The sequence below is a fragment of the Rudaea sp. genome, assembly GCF_057139185.1.
The window spans coordinates 1-25,207 of the sequence record NZ_DBNHDN010000012.1 but is presented as its reverse complement, the minus strand read 5'-3'; the positions used below and the strand labels follow the sequence as shown (position 1 = coordinate 25,207).

17 protein-coding genes are annotated in these 25,207 nt (G+C 64.2%); 10 read left to right on the top strand and 7 right to left on the bottom strand.

Going from position 1 to position 25,207, the window contains the following annotated elements:
- Positions 1-20: 20 nt before the first annotated feature.
- The 9 genes from AC16HO_RS04370 to AC16HO_RS04330 all read left to right on the top strand — a co-directional run bounded on the left by AC16HO_RS04370 (position 21) and on the right by AC16HO_RS04330 (position 15,855).
- A complete protein-coding gene (locus tag AC16HO_RS04370) occupies positions 21-1,808 on the top strand; it encodes a sulfatase-like hydrolase/transferase (RefSeq protein ID WP_395641769.1) in 1,788 nt (595 codons plus the stop codon).
- Positions 1,801-2,439, top strand: a complete 639-nt coding sequence (gene rnhB, locus AC16HO_RS04365; RefSeq protein WP_395641768.1) for a ribonuclease HII — start codon at positions 1,801-1,803, stop codon at positions 2,437-2,439. The genes AC16HO_RS04370 and rnhB overlap by 8 nt, the downstream gene beginning before the upstream one ends.
- A gap of 4 nt (positions 2,440-2,443) precedes the next feature.
- Positions 2,444-4,177 carry a sulfatase-like hydrolase/transferase gene (locus AC16HO_RS04360; protein ID WP_395641767.1) on the top strand — a complete coding sequence of 578 codons (1,734 nt, stop codon included), beginning with the start codon at positions 2,444-2,446 and terminating at the stop codon, positions 4,175-4,177.
- Between the two features lie 130 nt (positions 4,178-4,307).
- Positions 4,308-7,805, top strand: coding sequence for a transcription-repair coupling factor (mfd, locus tag AC16HO_RS04355; protein WP_395641766.1), 3,498 nt, complete (start codon positions 4,308-4,310; stop codon positions 7,803-7,805).
- A gap of 143 nt (positions 7,806-7,948) precedes the next feature.
- Complete coding sequence (locus AC16HO_RS04350) at positions 7,949-8,908, top strand: YVTN family beta-propeller repeat protein (RefSeq protein WP_395641765.1); 960 nt, start codon at positions 7,949-7,951, stop codon at positions 8,906-8,908.
- Between the two features lie 472 nt (positions 8,909-9,380).
- Positions 9,381-11,273, top strand: coding sequence for a PQQ-dependent dehydrogenase, methanol/ethanol family (locus AC16HO_RS04345; RefSeq protein ID WP_395641763.1), 1,893 nt, complete (start codon positions 9,381-9,383; stop codon positions 11,271-11,273).
- Between the two features lie 117 nt (positions 11,274-11,390).
- The gene (locus AC16HO_RS04340) at positions 11,391-13,025 is read left to right on the top strand and encodes a quinoprotein dehydrogenase-associated putative ABC transporter substrate-binding protein (RefSeq protein ID WP_395641762.1); all 1,635 of its coding nucleotides are present in this window, start codon (positions 11,391-11,393) and stop codon (positions 13,023-13,025) included.
- Between the two features lie 104 nt (positions 13,026-13,129).
- A complete protein-coding gene (locus AC16HO_RS04335; RefSeq protein WP_484335302.1) occupies positions 13,130-13,657 on the top strand; it encodes a c-type cytochrome in 528 nt (175 codons plus the stop codon).
- Positions 13,658-13,839: 182 nt separating this feature from the next.
- A complete protein-coding gene (locus AC16HO_RS04330; protein WP_395641760.1) occupies positions 13,840-15,855 on the top strand; it encodes a sigma-54-dependent Fis family transcriptional regulator in 2,016 nt (671 codons plus the stop codon).
- Positions 15,856-16,269: 414 nt separating this feature from the next.
- Here the strand turns inward: AC16HO_RS04330 and AC16HO_RS04325 are convergent, their stop codons facing one another.
- Both AC16HO_RS04325 and AC16HO_RS04320 read right to left on the bottom strand, forming a co-directional pair.
- Entirely contained in the window at positions 16,270-16,992 is a 723-nt protein-coding gene (locus AC16HO_RS04325) for an SDR family NAD(P)-dependent oxidoreductase (RefSeq protein WP_395641759.1), read from the bottom strand.
- A gap of 35 nt (positions 16,993-17,027) precedes the next feature.
- Positions 17,028-17,819 (bottom strand): SDR family NAD(P)-dependent oxidoreductase, encoded by a 792-nt coding sequence (locus tag AC16HO_RS04320; RefSeq protein WP_395641758.1) that lies wholly within the window; start codon positions 17,817-17,819, stop codon positions 17,028-17,030.
- A 295-nt stretch (positions 17,820-18,114) separates the two neighbouring features.
- On the opposite strand from AC16HO_RS04320, the gene AC16HO_RS04315 reads away from it, so the two are divergent.
- Positions 18,115-19,032, top strand: coding sequence for a sigma-70 family RNA polymerase sigma factor (locus tag AC16HO_RS04315; RefSeq protein WP_395641757.1), 918 nt, complete (start codon positions 18,115-18,117; stop codon positions 19,030-19,032).
- A 281-nt stretch (positions 19,033-19,313) separates the two neighbouring features.
- On the opposite strand, the gene gfa is transcribed toward AC16HO_RS04315, so the two are convergent.
- The 5 genes from gfa to AC16HO_RS04290 form a co-directional block, all read right to left on the bottom strand.
- Positions 19,314-19,889 carry an S-(hydroxymethyl)glutathione synthase gene (gene gfa / locus AC16HO_RS04310; RefSeq protein ID WP_395641756.1) on the bottom strand — a complete coding sequence of 192 codons (576 nt, stop codon included), beginning with the start codon at positions 19,887-19,889 and terminating at the stop codon, positions 19,314-19,316.
- Between the two features lie 123 nt (positions 19,890-20,012).
- Positions 20,013-21,122 (bottom strand): S-(hydroxymethyl)glutathione dehydrogenase/class III alcohol dehydrogenase, encoded by a 1,110-nt coding sequence (locus AC16HO_RS04305; RefSeq protein ID WP_395641755.1) that lies wholly within the window; start codon positions 21,120-21,122, stop codon positions 20,013-20,015.
- A 96-nt stretch (positions 21,123-21,218) separates the two neighbouring features.
- Entirely contained in the window at positions 21,219-22,070 is an 852-nt protein-coding gene (gene fghA / locus AC16HO_RS04300; protein WP_395641754.1) for an S-formylglutathione hydrolase, read from the bottom strand.
- A 240-nt stretch (positions 22,071-22,310) separates the two neighbouring features.
- Positions 22,311-24,374, bottom strand: coding sequence for a S9 family peptidase (locus AC16HO_RS04295; RefSeq protein WP_395641753.1), 2,064 nt, complete (start codon positions 24,372-24,374; stop codon positions 22,311-22,313).
- A 133-nt stretch (positions 24,375-24,507) separates the two neighbouring features.
- Positions 24,508-25,207, bottom strand: a 700-nt coding sequence (locus AC16HO_RS04290) for a hypothetical protein (RefSeq protein WP_484335301.1), incomplete at its 5' end; no start/stop codon positions are given.

Here is a 25,207-nt window from a genome sequence, read left to right as displayed (position 1 = left end):
CGACACCCACTCTTTCCGCGATGCCTGGACCCGCGTCGCTTCCACGCCGAAGCAGAATCCTTTTTTCCCTCGTCCTCGCCGCCTTCCTCGTACTGATCGCATTCGGCCCGCTGCGCGAGGCGACCTGGATCGAACGCGCGTTCTCCTCGACGTTGATTCTCGCGTTCGTCGCCTTGCTTGCCTTGTCGACGCGGCGCTGGATCTTCGCGCTCGCGCTGCCGACGCTGGTGTTCGGCGGGCTGCTGATCGCAAGCATCATGAAGTTCCACTACCTGACGACGCCGCTGATGGCGCCCGATCTGGTCTACTTCGTCAATCGCGACCTGCTCGACGTCGCCCTGCACTATCCGTCGATCCTCGGCGCGTCGATCGCCGCCGCGATCGCGATCCCGGCCGTGCTCGTGTTCGCCTGGCGCTGGGACCGACCATGCCTCCTCGCCGGCCTGACGCAACCGCGTCGGCGCTACGCGCGCATCGCCGGAACGTTCGTGGTGCTCGGCGTGCTCGCGCTCGTGCTGTGGCCGCGCGGCCCGTTCGCCGGCGTGTTCGAGAAGGGCATGTGGCAAGCGATGAACGACAAAAGCTATCTCACCGACTTCGTCACGTCGTTCTATCAGACCCAGGTCGTGATTCCCGCGTTCGCCAGGGACGAAGAAAGCGGCCTTGCATGGACGCAGGGCGCGGCCGACAACCCGCCATCGTGCGTGAAGACCACCTCCGCCTGCGGGTCGCCCGCGCCGCGCCAGGCGGAAAGGAACGTGCTGCCAGACATCGTCGCCGTACTCGAAGAGAGCACGTTCGACCCGGCCATGATCAAGGTCTGCACGCGCGCCGACGTGTGCCGGCGCAAGATGTTCGTCTCCGACGGGCGTACGCGTGCACACGGCCCGCTGACCGTGCACGTCTGGGGCGGCGGCACCTGGACCAGCGAATTCGCGCTGATGACCGGACTCAACCACCTGAGTTTCGGTGATGCAGGCCTCTACGCGCCGTACAATCTCGCGCCGCGCGTCAACTTCACCTTGCCGCGCGTGTTGCACGCGGCCGGCTATCGCGCGATCGCGATCTATCCGATGTCCGGTGATTTCATCAACGCGCGCAACGCCTACAAGAACTACGGCTTCGATGCGTTCTACGACGGCAAGGACTACGGCCTGTCGTGGGAGTCCTCGGACAACGACCTGTTCCAGGTGTTCAACCAGATCTACGACAAGGAGAAACAGGCCAACGCCAGGCAGCCGCTGTTCGTGATGATGCTGACCCTGCGCCAGCATGGTCCGCACATGACCCCACTGAAAAAACTGCCGGCACCGTACGACAGGCCGCTGTTCCCCGGCAAGTTCACGCCGAAATCGCTGGACGAGTGGATGAATCTCAACTTCGGCAACTACCTGCAACGTCTCGAAGGCTCGGATATCGCGATGGCCGCGCTCGAGAAAAAGCTGCTCGACGCCGACCGCCCGCTGCTGCTGTTCCATTTCGGCGACCATCAACCCTCGTTCGATGGCGCGATGCGCGCGCTGGACAAGAACCTGCCCGCGACCGACGGTGACCCGAACTTCATCACCTACTACATGCTCAAGACCAACTACAAACCCGTGCATCAGTACGCCGAGCGCGAAATGGATCTGAGCTTCGCGCCGTCGCTGATCCTCGATATCGCCGGGGTCAAGAAGGATGCATTCTTCCAGGCCAACGCGCTGATGCGCGAGCGCTGCGACGGCTTCTACCTGAACTGCAAGAAAACCGAGGTTCTGGATTCCTACCAGAACTACGTCTTCTACCAGCTGGGGGCGCTGCATGAATGACAAAGACTGCCCCTCTCCCCTGGCGGCTTCATCGCCGCAGGAAGAAGGCTTGTCCGCGCTCATCGCCGGCGTCGACGAGGCCGGCCGCGGCCCGCTCGCGGGGCCGGTCGTCGTCGCCGCGGTGATTCTCGACCCCGCACGACCGATCGCGGGACTCGCCGATTCGAAGGTGCTCAGCCCTGCCCGCCGCGAGAAACTCGCCGTGGAAATCCGCGCACGCGCACTCGCCTTCAGCATCATTGAAGTCGGTGTCGAGGAGATCGATTCGCTCAACATCCTGCACGCCAGTCTGGCCGGCATGTCGCGGGCGCTGCGCGCGCTGACACCGCAGGCGCGGTTCGCGCTGATCGACGGCAACAAGCTGCCGCGCGACCTGCCCTGCGCGGGCCGCGCGATCGTCGACGGCGACGCGCTCGAACCCGCGATCGGCGCAGCCTCGATTCTCGCCAAGGTTGCGCGCGATGCGCGCATGCGCGAGCTCGATGGGCAGTTCCCCGGCTATGGCTTCGCCCAGCACAAGGGCTATCCGACCGCCGCGCACCGGGCTGCGCTCGAACGCTTGGGGCCGTGCGCGCAACACCGGCGCAGCTTCGCGCCGGTCCGGCAGCAGCTCCTGTTCGCGGCGGCCTGAATCCATGCACCCGAGCCCCCATCGCTTCAACGCAAGCCGGCGCCATGCGCTGGTCGTGATCCTGGCGGTGATCGCCTTCATCCTCGCGCTGGCTCGCGCCACGAACCGGGAAAGCACGGCGGACGAAGTCCTGTTCAGCGCCTGCCTGACCCTGGCTCTCGCCACCGCGCTGGTCTTCTTTACCCGCCGCATCGGCCTGGGCCTGCTGCTTGCCGCGGGGCTCGTGCTCGCGCTGCGCACGATCAGCCTGGTCAAGCAGAGCTATCTCGGCACCCTGCTGTACGCATCCGACCTGCTCTACTTCGGCAACGGCAACACGCTGGACGTGATCGCCCACTATCCGCAGATCTGGCACCCGCTTGCGCTGCGTGGCGCGTTGGCGCTCGGCGCGCTCGCTGTCTGCATCGCCTGGGAGCGGCCGCTGTGGCGGCGGATCCGAACGCGGTGGCGTTTGCTGCTGCAGTTGGCGGGAGGCTTCGCCTGCCTGATCGCGTTGTGGGCCCTGGCGGCGCCGACCGGGCCGTTCCGGCACATTCACGCCAGAGGCGAATGGGAGGAAATCACCTCGACAAGTCCGCTGACCTCATTCGTGCTGTCCCTGTATCGCATGCACGTGGACATACCTGCGCCGGATCCGCAGCTCGCCGATCGCTACGACTGGGGCGAGCCGGCGACGCCCGAATCGCCGCCGGCGAATCCGCCCGAACGCAGATTGCCGGATATCGTCGTCGTGCTCGAGGAAAGCACGTTCGATCCGGCCATCCTCGCCGACTGCACGATCCGCGAATGCCGCTCCGCGATGTTCGACGCCGACGCCTACACGCTCGCCCACGGCCCGCTGCAGGTGCACACGATCGGCGGCGGCACCTGGACGAGTGAATTCACCTTCTTCAGCGGCATGCCGAGCACGCTGTTCGGCCGCGCCGGCCTGTATGCGCCGTTCAACCTCGCGCCACACCTGCGCTATGCGCTGCCGCGCGTGCTCAAGGAACACGGCTACCGCAACATCGCGGTCTACCCGATGGGCGCGAACTTCCTCGACGCGAAACGCGCCTACGAGTTCTACGGCTTCGACGCGTTCCACGATGCCGCGGAATTCAACCTGGGCTGGGAAAGCTCCGATCTCGCGATCGAGCAGGAACTGGAAAAAATATACCGGCGCGAGCGTGCCTCCAGCGACCAGCCGCTGTTTCTCATGCTGCTGACCATGCGCCAGCACGGCCCGCACAGCGACGCCTACGCCAAACTGCCCAAGCCCTACGACCATCCGCTGTTTCCGCAGCTCGACGACAAACTCAATCTGTGTCTGAGCAACTACCTTGCGCGCCTGTCCGGTTCGCTGGAAGCGCTGACGCGCCTGCAAACCATGCTGTTCGCCAGTGGCCGTCCGGCGATCCTCGCCCACTTCGGTGATCACCAGCCCTCGTTCGACGGCTACATCGCGAGATTGCGCGGCGCGGACGCGGTGAATGGTCTCGGCGATCCGCGCATGCTGACCTACTACATGATCCGCAGCAACGATCCGGCCGCGCCGAAGCACGGCTATCCCGTGCTCGACCTCGCCTTTCTCGCCGGGCTGATTCTCGATACCGCGGAAATACCCAAAGGGCCGTTTTTCACCGCGAACGCGGCCCTGCGCGAACGCTGCAAGGGCCGCTACCTCGATTGCCCGGACAAGGGCCTGCTCGACTCGTACCTGAGTTTCGTCTTCGCGCACCTGCATTCGCTCTCGCGCTGAGCGGCATGGCCCCGGGCACACGCGCTACAATCCGCGCTCCGCGGCAGGTGACGGCCGCGCCGGCGGTGCGTTCGTTCGAGCGTTCCGCGCGAACACGAAGGCCGCTGCAGCTGCATCCACCAAGAAAGCAATGCCCGATTCCCTGCTGCTCCAGCCCCCGCTTCCGCACGACCCCAGGCAGCGCCGCTACTGGAGTGCGCCGCACGGCAGTGCGCTCGCCCTCGCGATCGCGGCGGCCGCGCGCGCACATGCCGGCGTCGTCGTCGCGGTGACGCGCGACACCCACGCCGCGCACACGCTCGAAACCGATCTGCGCGCGCTCGCCGGCAACGGCATCGAGGTATTGCATTTCCCCGACTGGGAGACGCTGCCCTACGACCTGTTCGCGCCGCATCCGGAGATCGTTTCGCAGCGCATCGCCGCACTGTACCGCCTGCCGACAACGAAACGCGGCGTACTCGTCGTGCCTATGTCGACGCTGATGCAGCGCCTCGCGCCGCGCAGCTTCATCGGCGGATCATCGCTGGTGCTGGCACTCAAACAACCGCTCGACCTCGCCACCGAACAGCGCCGCCTCGAAGCAGCCGGCTACCGCAACGTGCCGCAGGTACTGGAACCCGGCGACTTCGCCGTGCGCGGCGCGCTGCTCGACATTTTCCCGATGGGCACGAACGAACCCTACCGCATCGAGCTGTTCGACCGCGAGATCGAATCGATCCGCACCTTCGATCCGGAAACGCAGCGTTCGGCGCACAAGGTCGACCAGATCAATCTTCTCCCGGCACGCGAATTTCCGCTGACCGAGGAATCGGTGAAGGCGTTCCGCAACACGCTGCGCGAACGCTTCCCGATCGACCCGCGCCGCTGCCCGATCTACCAGGACATCAAGGAAGGCACGACCCCGGCCGGCATCGAGTACTACCTGCCGCTGTTCTTCGAACGCACCGAAACGTTGTTCGACTATCTGCGCGAGGACGCCGTGTTCGTGCTCGCCGAGCAGGCGCTCGACGCTGTCGAGACGTTCTGGCACCAGGCGCTCACGCGCTACGACAGCCGCGCGCACGACCTCGAGCGGCCGATCCTGCCGGTCGCCGAGCTCTACCTGCCGCCGCAGGATCTGCGCGAGCGCCTCAACCGCACCCTGCGCGTGGAAATCGTCGCCAAGGGAGCGAACGCGCACGCGGTCGATCTCGGCACCCAGCCTGCGCCGAACGTGCCGCTCAACCAACGCGGCGAGGAACCGGCGCAGGAGTTGAAGCGCTTCCTCGACGCGTACCCGGGCCGCGTGCTGATCGCCGCCGATTCGCCGGGCCGGCGCGAAGCGCTGGTCGAACAATTGATCGGGATGCATTTGCAGCCGAAGGTCGTCGCGTCCTGGAACGAGTTCGCGGCATTGAAGCCGTCTCCTCCGTCGCGTGAGGAAGAGGGACACGCGCTGCCGCGCTTCGCCATCACCGTCGCCGCGCTCGACGACGGTTTCGCCCTGACCGAGCCCGCGCTCACCGTGCTCACCGACCGCCAGCTCTACGGCGAACGCGCGCGCGCGACGCGCCGGCGCAGGCACGCGGCGCGCGAGCCCGAGGCGATCCTGCGCGACCTTTCCGAACTGACGATCGGTGCGCCGATCGTGCACGCCGACCACGGCGTCGGCCGCTATCAGGGCTTGCTCAAGCTCGACGTCGGCGGTGCCGGCGGTGAGTTCCTCAGCATCGAATACGCGAAGGGCGACAAGCTCTACGTGCCGGTTGCTCAATTGCATCTGGTTTCGCGCTATTCGGGCGCGGCGCCCGAGCTCGCGCCGCTGCACGCGCTCGGCGGCGAGGCCTGGGAGAAGGCCAAACGCAAGGCCGCGCAGAAGGTGCGCGATGTCGCCGCGGAGCTGCTCGCGCTGTACGCGCAGCGCGAAGCGCGCGGCGGCACCGCATTCGCCTACGACCGCAACCTCTACGAGCAATTCGCCGCCTCGTTCCCGTTCGAGGAAACGCCGGATCAGCTGCGCGCGATCGAGGCGGTAATCGCCGACCTCGCTTCGGGCAAGTCGATGGACCGCGTCGTCTGCGGCGACGTCGGCTTCGGCAAGACCGAGGTCGCGCTGCGCGCCGCATTCGTCGCCGCGACCGCGGGCAAGCAAGTCGCGCTGCTCGCGCCGACCACGCTGCTCGCACAGCAGCACCATCAGAATTTCCGCGACCGCTACGCCGACTGGCCGGTGCGCGTCGAGGTGATCTCGCGCTTCAAGTCGAAGGCCGAGGTGAACGAAGCCCTGGCGAGGCTCGAGAGCGGCCAGATCGACGTGATGATCGGCACCCACCGCCTGCTCCAGCCCGACATCAAGTTCAAGGACCTTGGCCTCGTCATCGTCGACGAAGAACAGCGTTTCGGCGTGCGCCAGAAAGAGCAGCTCAAGAAACTGCGTGCCGAGGTCGACCTGCTCACGCTGACCGCGACGCCGATCCCGCGCACGCTCAACATGTCGATGAGCGGCCTGCGCGACCTGTCGATCATCGCCACGCCGCCCTCGCACCGCCTCGCGGTGAAGACCTTCGTCGCACCGTGGGACACGGCGACGATCAAGGAGGCGTTCCAGCGCGAACTCGCGCGCGGCGGCCAGGTATATTTCCTGCACAACGAAGTCGAGACGATAGCGAAGACCGCGCGCGAACTCGGTGAACTGATCCCCGAAGCGCGCCTGCGCGTCGCCCACGGCCAGATGCCCGAGCGCGAGCTCGAGCAGGTCATGCTCGACTTCTACCGCCAGCGCTTCAACGTACTGGTGTGCACGACGATCATCGAGTCCGGCATCGACGTGCCGAGCGCGAACACGATCCTGATCAATCGCGCCGACCGCTTCGGCCTGTCGCAGCTGCACCAGCTGCGCGGCCGCGTCGGCCGCTCGCACCATCGCGCCTACGCCTACCTGATCGTGCCGGACAAGCGCAGCATCACCGCCGATGCGGAAAAACGCCTGGAAGCGATCGCCTCGCTCGAGGAACTCGGCGCGGGCTTCACCCTCGCCACGCACGATCTCGAAATCCGCGGTGCCGGCGAACTGCTCGGCGAGGAACAGTCGGGCCAGATCGAGGCGGTCGGCTTCTCGCTCTATTCCGAACTGCTCGAACGCGCGGTGCGCGCACTCAAATCAGGCAAGGTGCCGGATTTCGACCTGGTCAACGAGCACGATGCGGAAGTCGAGCTGCACATTCCCGCGCTGATTCCCGACGACTACCTGGCCGACGTGCACGCGCGCCTGACCCTGTACAAGCGCATCGCCAGCGCACGCGACGCGCAGGCGCTGCGCGAGCTGCAAATCGAGATGATCGACCGCTTCGGCCTGCTGCCCGATCCGGTCAAGCATCTGTTCGTCGCCGCCGCGCTGAAACTGGCGGCGACGGCGATCGGCATCAAGAAGCTCGAACTGGGCGAGCGCGGTGGCCGCGTGCTGTTCAAACCGCAGCCGAACATCGACCCGATGCGCGTCATCAAACTGGTCCAGGGCCAGCCGAAAGTGTATTCGCTCGATGGCCAGGACAAGTTCAAGATCCGCATGGAACTGCCGGGCGCGGCCGAGCGCATCGGCGCAGCACAAAGCCTGCTGACCGCGCTCGGCGGCCGCCTGGTCGATGCATGAATCCGACGGCCGCGTCCTGCGCCGGACCCGACCCGAACCGCCGGGATTTTTTCCCGGCGGCGGAAGTTCGAATTCGACAGGACTTGAGCGAACCGGCGCCGCCGGATAACGTTCATGGCCCGCCCTCATCGCCGGAATTCGAAATGCGCCTCTCCCGCCATGCAATTGCTGCCGCCCTTGCCATCGCGTTTTGCGTGCCCGCCTTCGCCGCGCCGTTCGCCTACGTGTCGAATCAGGCCAGCGGCACGGTGTCGGTGATCGACACGGCCAAGGATGAAGTCGTGCGCACGTTGAGCGGCGAAGGCAAGCTCGGCAAGAACGTGCGTGGCATCGTCGCCGACCACACGGGCAAGACCTTGTTCGTGGTCGATGCGAAGGGCGGCAAGATCGATGCGCTCGACGTCGCCACGGACAAGCTCAAGGCGCAGATTCCGGTCGGTGACAGCCCCGAGGGGCTCGGCCTGTCGGCCAACGGCGAGCTGCTCGCGGCCTGTCTTGAAGACGACAACGCAGTCGCCTTGGTCGACGTCAAGACGCTGAAGGTAACCAAACACATCGCACTCGCCGGCAAGAATCCGGAGCATTGCGTGTTCAGTCCCGACGGCGCGCTGCTGCTCGCAAGCAACGAAAACTCCAACGACATCGACGTGGTCGACCTCAAAGCCGGGGTCACGCGCGGCACGGTCAAATCGAGCGGGCATCCGCGCGGCATCGCATTTCTTCCGGGCACGCACACCGCCTACGTGGCAGCGGAAACGGCAAATGCGGTCGATGTCGTCGATGCCGACAAGCGCAGCGTCGTGCGCACCATCGCCTCCGCGCTGCGCTCGGCCGGGGCGATCGCCAGCGCCGACGGCAAGACGGTTTACATCGCCAACGGCGGCGCGGGCAGCGTGTCGGTGATCGACATCGCGACGAACAAGGTCGTCGCGGACATCCCGGTCGGCAAGCGGCCGTGGAACATGGCGCTGACGCGCGACGGCAAGAAGCTCTATGTCGCCAATGGCCGCTCGAACAGCGTCAGCGTGATCGATACGGCGACGCGCAAGCCGGTCAGGGAAATTGCGGTCGGTGAGTTGCCTTGGGGCGTGACGATTCCCTGATCGCGCATCGCGCAAGTTGCGCACCGCCTGCGCCGCGAGCGCGCAGACCGGCGCAGGCGCTTCATTCGTGGCGCACTCCGCTACCGCGAAGGTGTCACGCCAAGGGCACACTTTCTACCGCGACGCAGCATCGCGGCGCCGGACCCGCACTCATAACCGATTGAGTCGTCGGTATTTTTTTCGAGGCCGCAGGTTGTCGCCTCGCCCGTCGAATCCCGGTCACGCGTGACTTCCGCGCAACCGGGATGCATCCGCCATCGCCTCTAGCTAACGTGCCCATACGCGGTCGAACGCGTGCATGCACGGCGCATGACCGCACCGATTTCGAGAAAAACGAGCGCGAGGAGGGAGTTTCATCCAGATGAAGACGGAGGTCGCCGCCAGCAGCTCGCGACATTCGATGTAGCGCGTGCCGCGGCTGCGCAGGTCGGCAACAAATCTGACGTAACTTTTTGCCAAGAGGAAGTTCACGATGAAAGATTCCACGTTGCAACGAAAGCTCAAGATGACGGCAGCAATCGCGGTACTGGTCGCGTTCAGCGGTACGGCGAGCGCGGGCTCCGATGCCGAACAATTCGCCCGCTTCAAGGACCCCAACCAGTGGGGCGCGCCGGCGGGCAACCTCGACCAGCACCGTTACAGCGCGCTCAAGGACATCAACGCATCGAACGTCAAGGATCTGCAGTACGCCTGGTCGCAATCCAGCGGCACGCTGCGCGGCCACGAGGGTCAGCCTCTGGTGATCAGCGATGTCGGTGGCAAGCCGATGATGTTCCTCTCAAGCGGCTGGCCGAACATCATCCAGGCGCTCGATCTCTCCGACCCGGATCATCCGGTGCAGGTGTGGAGCTACACCAAGACCTCCGGACGCGACGAGTCCGCCGTGCCGCGCGCTTGCTGCGACACGGTCAACCGCGGTCTCTCCTATGCCGAAGGCAAGCTCGTGTTCGGCACCCTCGACGGCTTCGTGATCGCGCTCGATGCGGCGACCGGCAAGGAGGCGTGGGTGGTCAAGCACGCGCATCCGGACAAGGGCGAAACGATCACCCCTGCGCCGATCATCGCCAACGACAAGGTCATGATCGGCTTCGGCGGCGACGAATTCGCCGCGCGCGGCCGCTTCACCGCCTACAACCTCGCCGACGGCAAGAAGGTATGGGAGTTCTACAGCAACGGCAGCGACAAGGATGTGGGCCTGACTGCGAAGTCGAATGCGAAGAACCCGCAATACGGTACCGCCGGCAAGGATCTCGGCATCCACACCTACCCGGGCGACGAATGGCAGCGCGGTGGCGGTGCGGCGTGGGGCTGGTACGCCTACGATCCGGATCTGCACCTGGTCTACTACGGCACCGGCAACCCCGGCCTGTGGAGCCCTTCGTACCGCTGCGGCGCGAAACCGCAAACCCAGGCGGCCTGCAACGACGGTTCGTGGGACAACAAGTGGTCGATGTCGATCTTCGCGCGCAACGTGGACACCGGTGAAGTCGCATGGGTCTACCAGAAGACACCATTCGACCAGTGGGACTACGACGGCATCAACGAAGTCATCCTCGTCGACAACCTCGACGTCGACGGCAAGAAGCACAAAGCCTTGGTCGAGTTCGACCGCAACGGTTTCGCCTACGTGCTCGATCGCGCCGATGGCACCCTGCTGCGCGCGCACAAATATGTCACTGCGAACTGGGCCGAGAAGGTCGACATGAAGACCGGACGCCCGGTGAAGGTGGCCGAACATTCGCCGCTCGAACCGCAGAAGAACGTGCAGGTCTGCCCGTCCGCGATGGGCGGCAAGGACCAGCAGCCGGCGTCGGTCGATCCGAGCGATCCGGCCGTGTTCTACGTGCCGACGAACAACTGGTGCATGGAGTTGAACCCGCAGGAACGTTCGCACACGCAGCAAGGCACGGTGTACGTGTTCGCCAACGTGTACATGTATCCCGAGAAACCCGGCGTGACCGGCAAGATCAAGAAGTTCAACGTCGTCACCGGCAAGACCGAGTGGGAAGTGCCCGATCCGTATCCGAACTGGGGCGGCACGCTGACCACGGCGGGTGGTCTGGTCTTCTACGGCAGCCTCGGCGGTGACTTCCGCGCCCTCGATCGCGGAACCGGCAAGATCCTTTGGTCGCGCAAGCTCGGCTCGGGCATCATCGGCAACCCGATCAGCTGGTCGGTGAAGGGCAAGCAATATGTGTCGGTGTGGTCTGGCATCGGCGGCTGGATCGGCCTGCCGGTCACCGCTGGCCTGGACCTGAGCGACAAGTTCGGTGCGATCGGCGCGACGGCGATGACCAAGGCGGCGGGACTGAACCACATCCCGCAAGGCGGCACGCTGTACACGTTCCGTCTCGGCGGAAGCTGAGGTCGCAACGTCCTGAAAAAAACGCGTGTTCGGTGCGCAATGCACCGGACACACGACAAGGGCTCGCCCATGGGTTGCGATGAATGAACGGCACCACAGGAAACAGGAACAGAACCGATGAAACCTTCCCTTCGCCATGCCCTCGTGTTTGCCGGCGCCTGCGCCTTCGCCGGTCACGCGTGCGCCGCCGATGACAGCCTGAAATCGCTGACCGTCTGCGCCGACCCCGGCAACATGCCGTTGTCCGACCAGAAGGGTGAAGGGTTCCAGAACAAGATTGCGCAAGTACTCGGCAAGGAACTTGGCGTCGGTGTTTCGTACTATTGGCGGCCGTCGATCGAGCGCGGCTTGATGCGCACCACGCTGTCCGACGGCAATTGCGACTTGTGGATGGACATGGCCACCGACACCGACGGCGCCGTCGTCACCGCGCCGCTGTATCGCTCGACCTTCGTCCTCGCCTATCGCAGCGACAAAGGCTACGGCAAGTTCCAGTCGCTGAACGAACCGCGCCTGCAGAATCTTCGCATCGGTGTGTTCCAGATGTCCGCGGCGCGTCAGGCGCTCTCGCAGCACGGCATCATGGCGAACACGGTGGTGCAGTACATCAGTCACAACGGCGATCTGGTCAAACAGAACCAGCCTTCCTATCAGATCAAGCAGGTCGTCGACGGCAAGCTCGACATCGCCGCCGCCTGGGGCCCGATGGCCGGGTACTACAAGACGATCGAGAAGGCGCCGCTGGTGATCCAGCCGATGAACACGATCGACGATACCGTCCCGCTCGAATTCAGCATGACGCTCGCCACCGCGCGCGGCCGCCCCGAGATCAAGGCGGCGGTCGAACGCGCCATGCGCACGCGCAAGAACGAAATCAGGCAGATTCTGGTCGACTACGGCGTGCCGCTCGTGCATTGCGCCGATTGCGTGATCGACGGCGACCTGCCCTCGCACGGGGAGTACAAGCCGCTGCCGCAAACGACACTCGCCGACGCCGAAGCGGAAAAAGCCGAACACGAGACTCGCTTCGCGGCGCTCAAGGAAGCGCTCAAGCAAGGTGCCGACGTCGACGAAGAACTCGGCAATGCCATCGTCGCGAACGATCCCGAGCGCGTAGCCTACGTGCTGGATCATGGCGCGAACGCGAACGTGCGCTTCAACGATGGCTACACCCCGCTGACCAATGCGACGCGCTTCGGCTTCGACAAGATCGCGGCCTATCTGCTCGAACACAAGGCCGACGCAAACCAGGCCGATATCAGCCACTGGACGCCGCTGATGTACGCGGCCTGGAACGACGATCCCGATCAGGTGCGCCTGCTGACGACGCACGGCGCGAAAATCGACCTCGCCGACGAGGAGGGTTCCAATCCGCTCGCAATCGCCGCGCAAAATGGCAAGGCCAGAGCCGCCGCCGCGTTGATCGAAGCCGGCGCGGATGTCAACCTCGGTGCGGGTACGGGTGGTTACACGCCGTTGATGCTCGCGGCGAACGCGGACTCGCTCAGCATCATCGATCAACTGCTCAAACGCGGCGCCAGGGTGAACGCGAAGAATGCGGGCGGCGTTACCGCACTGATGATCGCCGCGGCAAAGGACCAGCCCAAGATTGCCGCGCGCCTGCTCGCCGCCGGCGCCGACGTGACGGCGACGAGCCAGGATGGCCGCACGGCCACCAAGATCGCCCAATCCAGCAACAGCGCAGCCGTGCTGAAACTGCTGCAGGGCAACGAAAAGCGCACCGGCTCCTAGGAGCCACCCGTGCCTTCTTCGCTCCGAAGCAAGGCGCAGGGACGTGACGCAGTCGGGGTACAAGCAGAACCCGTGATTCAGCCAGCAGAGGAGTTGTGGTGGTGTTGAAAAAAATTCTTGGCGGTTTGGCATGTGCGCTGGCCCTCGCCGGCGCGGCCTGCACTCTGGAGGCGGCCATCGCAGCCGATGCACCGAAGGCAGTCGATCTGACCACGATCAAGCCAACCGATCTCGTGGCGAAAACACCGAAGGGTCAGCTGAAGAATCCCTACAAGGACACCGATGCGAAAGTCCTTGCCGAAGGCGAACACGTTTTTCTCAGCTACGGCTGCAACGGTTGCCACGGTGGCGGCGGCGGCGGCGGCATGTGCCCGCCGTTGATCAACGACGTCTGGGTCTACGGCGGCGACGACGACACGCTCTATCGTCTCGTCACGCTCGGCAGCGACGAGTTGCAGAAAGCCGGATACATGCGCAAGGGCCGCGAAAACGTCGTCGGCCCGATGCCTCCATTCGGCGGCATCATCAAGAACGCCGATGATCTGTGGAAAATCATTGCCTTCATTCGCTCCAAATACTCGCCAAACGCCGACCCGGCCTACAAATACGGCACCCCGCCCGACCAGCAGTGAGTGTTCCGTTTCCGGTACAACCCGGGCCGAATTGCTGCGGTGCAGTTTGCCCGCGTCTGGCGATCGGGCGAAGCTAAGCTACGCGGTAACGATACTGATTCGCGCAAAAGGGGATGGAGCGGCGGTATGCGCCGCCAACACGCGGCGTATTGTCCGGCGCCACGACACTCGAGGGCAGTCGCGTGACACTATCGGTACTCGCCAGCAGCCACGCCTCGCGCATCATCAACACCGTACAAAGCGGCCTGAGACCGGCCGGGATCGAGCCGCACGTCACCCGTTCGTGGTATCGCTGCATCAAGGAATACGGCATCGAACCGCAGGGGCCGCGCCAGGTTGCCGTACTCGATCCGCTGTCGGTGAAGGAACTGCAGCAGCGCATGGGCGAATTGCTGCGTGTCGCGCGTGCCGAAATGGAAAGCCTCTACGAGCAGATCTCCGGTTCGGGCTTTGCCGTCATCCTCGCCGACGCGCGGGGCACCGTGCTCAACACGATCACCGATCCCACCCTACAACGCGAATTCCGTCAGGCCGGCCTGTGGCTCGGCGCACTCTGGGACGAACGCCACGAAGGCACGAACGGCATCGGCACCTGCGTTGCGGAAGCCGGCGCGGTGACCGTGCACCGCGAGGAGCATTTTCGCGGCTACAACATGAGCCTGTCGTGCTCCGGCGCTCCCATCCTCGATCCGCACGGTGAATTGATGGCCGTGCTCGATGCCTCCACCGTGAATTCGAATGACAGCCGCCTGATCCAGCGCCATACGATGGCCCTGGTGAACATGTCGGCCAACCTGATCTCGCGCTGGAATTTCCTGCGCGAGTTCGGCCATGGCTACATCCTGCGCTTCCACAGCCGCCCGGAGTTCGTCGGTCTGCTGCACGAAGCGCTGCTGGCGGTGGATGCCAGCGGCAACGTCCAGGCGGTCAACGAGTCCGCGCTGCTCCAGCTCGGCTGCGCGAACCGCAAGCAACTGGTCGGCAAGTCGATCTCGGAATTCTTCCAGTTCGACTTCACCACACTCGAGCAGCGCGCATACAGCGAATCGGGTGCGATCTGGCCCGTGCGCGACGTGGCCTTGGGCCGCCGCTTCTTCGCGATCGTGCGCGCGCCTGTCCCGCAGCCCTTGAACGCCAGCCTGCTGCGCATCGGCGCGTCGGGCCCGGGGCAGGGAGGAATACTGGCCCAGGCGCAGGTGAATACACGCCTCGAACCGGGAAATCAGTACGTCGGCGCGGACGAAGCAATCCACAAGGCCCTCGCCTGTGGCCACCAACTGTTCGCCAAACAAATACCGATCCTGCTGCAGGGCGCAACCGGCACGGGCAAGGAGGCATTCGCACGCACCTTGCATCGCGAGAGCCATTGGCACGATCGCCCGTTCGTCACGGTCAATTGTGCTGCGATACCGGAAAGCCTCATCGAGAGCGAGCTGTTCGGCTACGCCCAGGGCAAGTTCGCGAACACTTCCAGAGAGGGACGCGCCGGCAAGATCCAGCAATCCAGCGGAGGCACGCTGTTCCTCGACGAAATCGGCGACATGCCGATGCTGCTGCAGACGCGCCTGTTGCGCGTCATCGAGGCACGCGAGGTGGCCCCGCTCGGCGGCGAGGCCGCGATCCCGGTCGACCTGCACGTGATCACCGCAAGCCATCGCGATCTGCGCGCGATGGTCGCGAGCGGCGAATTCCGCGAGGACTTGTACTACCGTCTCAACGGAATGACGCTGTGCCTGCCCCTGCTTCGCGATCGCGGCGACAAGGCCGAACTGATCCAGGCACTGCTGCGCGAAGAAGCCGCCGACGCCACCATCGAGATCGCGCGCGACGCGTTCAAGCGCCTGATCGACTATCCCTGGCCCGGCAACGTGCGCCAGCTGCGCAACGTGCTGCGGACCGCATCGGTGCTGTGCCGCAACCACACGATCCGGCTATCGAACCTGCCGCAGGAAATTCTCGACAACGACTACCAGGCCGCGCCCGCACCGGCATCTTTCGTCGGTGCGGGTGCGTCCGGCACAGCGCAAGGACCGGCCGGCCTGCCGTCGAGCGCGCTGCGCGACGCCGAACGCGCGGCCCTGCTGCGCGAACTGGAGCGCCTGCGCTGGAACGTCAGCCGCACGGCGGCGGCGCTCAACATCAGCCGCAATACGTTGTATCGCAAGATGCACAAGCACGGCATCGTGCTCTCGCACTGAACAAAGCCCCGCTTCCGCAGCGAAAAAGGCCGACGTCGCGCCAACGGAATACGAAGCCGTCGTCGTTGCCGCCGCCGCGATGCCAGCGCGTGGTCGCACTGAATTCCTCCCAGCGCGTTGCAGGCAAGACAAACACAAGTCGGCGAACGAGTCGGTCCCCGCTGCGAGAAAGCCGATAGCGGTTCTGGCCCTGCATGGCCAGTTGCGCGTGTGGCTTCGCGGCGGCGGATTCCACCCTGGTCCGAGTCACGGCGACTCACTATTACGTTCATCTGACCGGATTCAGGCTTGGAGAGTATTGCTCCGGGCAGCACTGTGCGGGCGCGACGTGGCATGGGGAGAGGAAGGCGTATATCAGAGCAAAAAGCCGCGGCTCGCGCGTCTGTTTCAGTGCCATGCCGGACGTCAGGGCAATCAGCCTGCCTTTGCCGGAGGCAGGTAAACGCGGAACTGACTCTCGAGCATTTTCACCACGCTCTGGCGCCAGGCGTCGGCCACGGTGCGCGACATGGGATCGGGGAAAATGTCTTCTTGGCCTTCCGCCAAACCGTCGTAGATGCCCTGTGCAGTCGTTTCGGGGGCGGCCTTCTGCACCTCGATGCCGCGGCTCATGTCTGTGTCGGTGGGTCCGATGTACGCCGCATGCACCGACACGCCTTCGCGCCCCAGCAACGCGCGGAGCGACTGGATCATGTTGGCCAGTGCTGCCTTGGAGGCGGAATAGCCCGGGGTTGCCGGCACCGGCGCAATGGCCGCCAGCGACAGGTTAGCGACGATGGCGCCGCGCGAATGCTTTAGCAGAGGAACGAATGCCTGGGTTACCCGCATCGTGCCGAGAACGTTCACTTCCAGCAGCTTCTGGATCTGGTCGAGATCGCTTAGGTCGTCGAACAGGGCGATCGCGGCGTTGTTGACCAGCACATCGAGCTGGCCCACCCGGGACACCGCGTGCGCGACCTGAGCTGCGTCGGTCACGTCGAGCCTGAGCGGCGTCACGCGCGCATCGGCATGGTGGAAATCGTTGCGCACTCCTGCGTAGACGCGCGCCGCACCGCGCCGCAATGCTTCGTCGACGAGGGCACGGCCGATGCCGCGGTTGGCGCCAGTGATGAGAAGGGTCTTCTTGCTGATGTTCATGGTGGAGTGCCTGGTAGGTGGGTTGAGGGGACGGATCAATCGTCGAGCATGCCCAGGCTCAGGTTGAGCATGGTGCCGGTTAGGCCGCTCGCGCGATCCGAAGCAAGGAAGGCTGCCGCCTCGGCCAGTTCCGGCAGGTGCAGCAGGCGCTTGGGATGGTTCTTGTCGGCCACGAAGTCGTGGAACTGCTCCCAGTTCATCCCGTAGACCTTGGCGTGAATGCCGAATACCTCGCGGATGGTCGCGGAATCCGGCATGCCGTCCGGGCGCAAGCCGGCCACTCGGATGCCGTGCGACGCAAGTTCCGCGGAAAGGTTGCGGGTGAGTACGTCAATCGCACCCATCGCGAGCGCAAAGCCTCCCAGCAGCGGAATGCTGGCGCGCGACACGATTGGCGTGATGGTGAGGATCACGCCAGACTTGTTCTGCACCATGCGGCGCGCCGCGAGTCGCGCAGTGAGGAAGTTCGTTCGCGTGTAAGTGGCAATCGGCAGCGTGAACTGCTCGACCGTGATGTCCGTGAGAGGCACGCCCTGCAAGGTAGTGTTGGGTATGCCAACGGCATTGAAGGAGATGTCGATGCCACCGGCTTTGGCGGCAACGGCGTCGAGGTGCCGGTCGATCGCCGTCTCGTCCAGGGCATCCACCATGGCGGCTTCGGCCTGCCCGCCATCGGCACGGATTTCCTGCGCCAGTGTTTCCACCCTGGCCATGTCGCGGCCGGTCAGGAAAACGCCGGCGCCCTCACGGGCAAAGACCTTCGCAACCGCAGCACCGACGCCACCGGCGGCGCCATAGATCACCGCATTCTTACGTTTGAGCAGCATGTCGTTACCTCTCTCGAGCGGGATTCTTCGCCGCGCATTCGGCGGCACTCATCAGGAATCGAACTGACGGGGCAAAAAGAATCGGTGCTTGGAGGATTGGTCGGCCCGACCGGATGGCATGTGGAGGAGGCTCCGGTCTGCCGTGGCAGAGATTCGCTGCGGGACCGATTCCTTTGCGCGCCCTGGAACGTTCTCAAGATGAGCGGGAGAGTCGCCGAAAAGGCGATGCCTCCCGGCGCATAATCAGGCACTTTTCTAGATCATCGCTACCAAAACTTCGAGGACCGACCGGGCCATGACGGACGCTTCTGCTGCACTCCCTGCGCGACAGCTATTGCTCGAACGCATCTTGGCCGAAATACGGCCGCGCCTGCACCGCTACGCGGCGCGCATGACCGGCTCCGCGGTGGACGGCGACGACGTGGTGCAGGAAGCGGTGATGAAGGCACTCGACTCGCCGCCGGATATCGACAACTTCTCCGTGCTCGAACGCTGGCTGATTCGGGTGATCCACAACACCGCGATCGACTTCGTGCGGCGGCGCGCCCGCGAAGACGAACGCCACGCGGACGAGGAGCTGGACATGATCATCGACCATTTCACCCGCGTTGACACTTTCGACGCTGCACTCGTCGGCTTCAGGCTCTTTGTGCTACTGCCACCACTGCAGCGCAGCACCGTGATCTTCAAGGACGTGCTCGGCTACTCTCTGGACGAAGTCTCGAACTTCACCGACAGCACGGTGCCGGCGGTCAAATCGGCTTTGCAGCGTGGTCGTGCCCGTCTGAAGGAACTCGCCAGCACGCCAGACGACGCGCCGGCACCTCTGCTCAATGCACACGAACGCCGTCTGCTGACCGCTTACGCTTCCCACTTCAATGCACGGAATTTCGATGCGGTGCGAGACATGCTGGCGGAAGAGGTCAAACTCAACCTAGTGAACCGCATGCAGGTGAACGGCAAGGTGCGGGTTTCCAACTACTTCGAGAACTACAACCGCTTGAGCGGATGGAAACTGGGGTTAGGTCTCGTGGATCGCAATCCTGCGCTGCTCGCGTTCGACCCCGACGAGCCGGACGGTGCACCTTTGTATTTCGTGGTGATCGAGTGGAACGGCAGTGACGTCTCCGCGATTCGCGACTTCCGCTACGCACGGTATGTACTGGAAGGTGCGCAGATCGTAGTGTTGGATCGACTGCAGGTGGCTGCCTAATATTGCTCCGCCACTAAACGCATAGGAAACCCGGGGTCGAAAGCGGAAAACCGGGGTCGAACCCGGGTACAAACCCGGGGTCAGAGTAGACTTTCCTGGTTAGCAGAGACCTCGGCGATCTTCGGCCTACGCGGTCGTAAATCCTGCAACTGCGCGCTGAGGTTCAGCGCTAATCAGGTCTAAGAATGCCCCCTACACACGGTACGCTTGCGGGAACCGCAAACGCCCAGACAGAAAAAAGGCCGACGTCGCGCCGACCTCTTTTCATTCAGTGAAACGTTTCAGGCCTTGAGCACGCCGCTCTGTTTGGCCGCATGTGTCGCCAGAGCATCCATCAGCGGCGGGTTGAGGCAGTCGTAGTAGTCGTTGCCGAAAATCTCCTTCAGCCGAGCGCGCACCGCACCCATACCGTTCGGGTCGGCGCCGGCTTCGATGATTGATGACACGAACGCGGCGAAACCGGCCGGCGCCCAGCCTGACTGCGGCGACAGTTCGGCGTGGATGAAGTCCAGTCCGTAGAACGCGTGCTTGTTGTTCTCGATACGGCCGAACAGGTGCACACCGCAGCCGGTGCAGGCGTAGCGCTGGATCGTCGCCTTGTCGTCGACGATCTTGAGCTTGTTGCCGTTCTCGGTCACCTTCACTTTGTCCTTCGGCACGACGCCGACGACGGAGAACAGCGCACCGGCCGGCTTCCAGCACTTGGTGCAGCCGCACGCATGGTTGTGCAGCACCTGCGAATCGACCTGCACCTTGACCGGATTGCTGCTGCACTTGCAGACCAGGGTGCCGCCCGCGAAACCCGCGGCGGCGGGCTTGAGGCCTTTGTCTACGGATGGATGAATTGCAACTGCCATGGCTGTTCCTCCCGATTATTGAAATGCTTGCCGTGATCCACGGCGCCAGACACTGTTGTTGCGTTCATCCGTGATCGCGAAGCTGAGAAATGCGGCCGTCCACGACCGCGCTTCTTTCGAAAATCAATACTTGATGACCGAGCGGATCACCTTGCCTTCGTGCATCAGATCGAAGGCGTGGTTGATCTGCTCGAGCGGCAGCGTCTCGGTGACGAACTCGTCGACCTTGAGTTCGCCGGCGAGATAACGATCGACATAGCCCGGCAGCTGCGAACGGCCCTTCACCCCGCCGAACGCCGAGCCGCGCCAGACGCGGCCGGTGACGAGCTGGAACGGACGCGTGGAAATTTCCTGCCCTGCGCCGGCGACGCCGATGATGATCGACTCGCCCCAACCCTTGTGGCAGCACTCCAAGGCCGAGCGCATCACGTTGACATTGCCGATGCACTCGAATGAGAAGTCGACGCCGCCATCGGTCAGATCGATGAGCACCTGCTGGATCGGCTTGTCGTAGTCCTTCGGATTGACGAAGTCGGTTGCCCCCATCGCCTTCGCCATTTCCCATTTCAACGGATTCAGATCGACCGCGATGATGCGCGAGGCCTTGGCCATCACCGCGCCCTGCACGACGGCGAGACCGATGCCGCCGAGGCCGAACACGGCCACCGTAGCGCCCGGCCATACCTTGGCCGTGTTGAGCACCGCGCCGACACCCGTGGTGATGCCGCAGCCGAGCAGGCAGACCTTGTCGAGCGGCGCTTTCGGATTGATCTTCGCGAGCGAGATTTCCGGCAGCACCGTGTACTCGGAAAACGTGCTCGTGCCCATGTAGTGCAGCACCGGCTTGCCCTGGTAGGAGAAGCGCGAGGTGCCGTCCGGCATCAGGCCTTTGCCCTGGGTCACCCGGATCTTCTGGCACAGGTTGGTGCGCCCGGATTTGCAGAATTTGCATTCGCCGCATTCGGGCGTGTACAGTGGAATCACGTGATCGCCCGGTTTGACGCTGGTCACACCCGGACCGACTTCCTCGACGATACCGCCGCCCTCGTGGCCGAGGATGACCGGGAAAAGACCTTCGGGATCCGCACCCGACAGCGTGAACGCATCGGTGTGGCAGACACCCGTGGCGACGATGCGCACGAGCACCTCGCCCTGCTTCGGCCCCTGCAAATCGACGTCCACGATCTGGAGAGGCTTGCCTGATTCGAAGGCGACCGCTGCTTTGGTTTTCATTTCCATTCCTCGCAACAAGTTTTGATGAAAGATGCCGAAACGCGCGGTTTCGAATCACCGCAATCAGCCCCTCGCCTGTCCAGGCGAGGGCAATACTCATGTCCGCAGCACCGCCGCGTGATGACGCAGGTGATCCTCGATAAAGGTGCTGATGAAGTAGTAACTGTGGTCATAGCCCGGCTGCATGCGCAGCGACAACGGCTGCCCGACTTTCCTGCAGGCGGCCTCGAAGATCTCCGGGCGCAGGTTCTCGTTGAGGAAGCTGTCCGCATCACCCTGATCGATCAGGATCGTGCCGGGAAACTTCTTCTGCTGGACCAGTTCGGTCGCGTCGTACCGCTTCCAGGTTTCACGATCGGGGCCGAGCAGGCGCGGAAACGCGTTCTCGCCCCAGCTCACCTGCATCGGCGCGACGATCGGTGCGAACGCGGATACCGTGCGGAAACGGTCGCTGTGCTTGAGTGCGATCGTCAGTGCGCCGTGGCCGCCCATCGAATGGCCGAAGATGCCGACCCTTTGCGTGTCGATCGGAAAATGTTCGGCGATCAGGTCGGGCAATTCGCGACTGCAATACGTGTACATGTTGAAGAACTTCGACCACGGCGGGACCGTGGCATCGACGTAGTAACCCGCCCCCGCGCCGAACCGCCAGTCCTCCGTCTCGCCCGGGATGCCGGTGTTGCGCGGACTCGTATCAGGTGCGATCACGATCAATCCGAGCTCGGAGGCGACGCGCTGCGCGCCGGCCTTGATCGTGAAATTCTCCTCGGTGCAGGTCAGCCCGGACAGCCAGAACAACGCCGGCACCTTGCCGTGCTTCACCTGCGGTGGCTGGTACACGGTGAAACGCATCGACCCGTTGCACGCGGTCGAATCGTGCCGGTAGAACCCCTGCACTCCGCCAAAACTTTTCTGTTCGGAAATTTTTTCGATTGCCGCCACGGACATGATCCTTGTGTTGCCTGGGAATCTTTCGAGCCGCGGCACGACGAGTTCCTCGAGGGTCGACGAGGATTCTAGGGCGGGTTTGCGGCTCGGGAAGGGGTGTGCTGAATCTAGGGGTGGCTGCGCACAAACTGTCCCGGAAGCGGAGCAATCGTGCCGCGGCGGCGGTGTCCAACCGTCGCTCTCGACAAAAACCGGACCCGACAAACTCCGCGTCGATCTGCGCAAGCAATGCGGGAAGATCTACTTCGCCGCCGCCGTAGTCCAGCGTTTCAGCCAGGCATTCACGGTGTCGTGCCAGAGCACGCTGTTCTGTGGTTTCAACACCCAGTGGTTTTCGTCGGGAAAATTCAGCAGTTCGCTGGGAATGCCGCGCCGCTGCAACGCGGTAAACGCGGCCAGGCCTTGCTCCACAGGAATGCGGAAATCCTTCTCGCTGTGGATCACGAGCATCGGCACGCGCCAATCCTTCACATGGTTGACCGGATTGAACTTCTCGTAGTTCTCGGGTTTGTCCCACGGCGTGCCCTTGTTCTCCCATTCGGAGAACCACAGTTCCTCGGTCGCGTAGCCCATCATGCGGTTGTCGAACACGCCGTCGTGGTCGACCAGGCACTTCCACGGCTGGTTCCAATTGCCGGCGATCCAGTAGACCATGTAGCCACCGTACGACGCGCCGAGCGCGCAGGCACGGTTGCCGTCGAGAAAAGCATACTTTTCCAGCGCTGCCGCCCAACCCTTCTGCAGGTCCTCGAGCGGCTTGCCGCCCCAGTCGCCCGAGATCGCATCGGTGAAGGCCTGGCCGTAGCCGGTCGAGCCGTGGAAGTTGACCATGACCACGGCGAAGCCCTGGCCCGCGTAGGTCTGCGGGTTCCAGCGATAACTCCAGTCGTTGCCGAACGCGCTCTGCGGACCGCCGTGGATAAGGAACGCGACCGGATATTTCCTGCCCTTGTCGAAACCGACCGGCTTGACCACCCAGCCCTGCACGCTGTCGCCGTTGGCACCCTTGAACGTGAACGGCTCGTAGGCACCGGTCTCGACGAAGGCCATCTTGACCGAGTTCTGGTTCGTCACCTCTGCAATCTTGCCGCCATTCGCGGCGACGCGGAACAAATCGGCCGGCGTCTGCAACGTGGTGCGTGCGAACACGATGTCGTTGCCGTGCACGCTGTAGTCGTGCACCGCGCCCGCACCCACGAGCTTCGTCGCCTTGCCGGTTGCGATGTCGATGCCGAACAGAGGATGCTCGCCGTTGTCGTCCGCGGTCACGAACAGCGTCCTGCCATCGGCCGAGAGCTTGAGTCCGCCTGCGGAACGATCCCATTGCGGATCGATCTCGCGCGTCGCACCGCTTGCCAGATCCATCGCCATCACGCCGAAACGATCCGCCTCGAAGCCGGCGCGCTTCATCGCCAGGTAGTACAGCGTCTTGCCGTCGGCGGACGGTACCGGCGCGGTGTCCCAGGCGGGATTCGCAGCAGTCAGGTTTTTCGGCTTGGCACTGGCGTCGGCCGGTACCGAGTAGATGTCGAAGTTGGTCGACCACGGCTCGCTGTTGCCGGCGATGCGCACGCTGAAGTACACGGTCTTGCCGTCGGCGGAAAACGCGAACTCGTCGTCGCCGCCGAACGGTTTCGAAGGCATGTCGCCGTCGATGCCGCGCGTCAGCAATTTCGGCGCGCCGATCTGCCCGTTCGCATCGACCGTCGCCACGAAAAGCTGCGAGCGCAGCCCGTCGGCCCATGTGTCCCAGTGGCGCACGAACAGCTTGTCGTAGATGCGCCCGCTGGTCTTGCTCTTGTCCCTGTCGACGGCGCGCTGCTTCGTGCACTCGATCGGATCACTTTCCTTGCCGCAGTCGGGCCAGATGTCGATGGACAACAGCACCTGCTTGCCATCCGGTGAAAACTTGTAGGCGTTGATGTCGAGGGCGAGGCGGGTCGCCTGCACCGCGGCGTCTTTGTGATCGACAGGCAGGTGCCAGATCTGGCCCTGTTCCTGATAGTAGATCGCGCGGCCGTCCGCCGACCAGCGCGGTGTGGTCGCGTTGGCCGAAGCGTCGGTCAGGCGCTGGCCCTGAGCCTTCGGGTTGCCGAGTTCGATCGTCCAGATGCCATTTACCCCCTTGTTCTTCGCATAGTCGGTTTCGCGTACCTGATAGGCAACGCGCTTGTCATCCGGCGAGATCTGCGGATCGCTGACGCGATCGAGCATGACCAGATCGTGGATGCCGAACGGATGCGGCACCGATGCGGCGGCATTCGCCGCCGCGAGCAGGGCAACGCCGGCGGTCAGGAGTTTCATGGGCTTCCTCGCAAAATACGAAAGTTGCCATGCTACCGGCACACCTGGCTTGGCGATAGTCGTCGCGAACCGCGCACAAGAAAAAAAGAAAGCCCGGGTTCGTCGAACCCGGGCCTTGATCGTCCCGCGGACCTTATCTGCCGTGGACCGCGGCGCGCTTGCGCAGCGCGCCCGCCGCTCCGGCGCCGAGCAGCAGGGCCATCAGCCCCAGCATCCAGCGCGCATCCAGCGGCACCTGCTGCGCAGGCTGGCTCGGCGGCGTATAGGTCGCGGTGCCCGACACCGACTGTGCACACGCGCTTGTCGCTCCCGGACTGTTCGCCGAGTCGTAGCAAGCCAACGCGACGTTGGTCACCGGTGCCGGCGTGGTCGTGTACTTCGCTGTGAACACGATCACCAGGCGGTTGGGCGCCGTCGCCGGACTCGCCACACCGAGGTCGGAGGCCAACAAGGCATCGGCCACGACACGGTTGTTGATCTGGTCGAATGCGCAGCTCGACACGGTCGACGCCCCGAACGTCTGGCAGGTCACGCTGCCGGAGACGAAGGTAAGCCCCGCCGGCAACGGGTCGCGTATTTCGGTGTACTGCGCCACAGCGTTCCGGTTGTTGTCGACCACCACGGTCCAGTTCAGCGTCTGCAGGTCTACCGCCTTTACCGCCTTGCTGATGAACGGCGGATCGAACAGATTCGGCCCCGTCGGTACGCGCGCGCACGTCGCATTCGTCGCCGGACACGTGGTCGGCGGACTCGTGCACACCGTCGTGCTGCTCGTGCAGCCCGGCGGCGGACTCGTCGTCGTCTGCGTCGCCACGTTGAAGATGCTCGTCGTC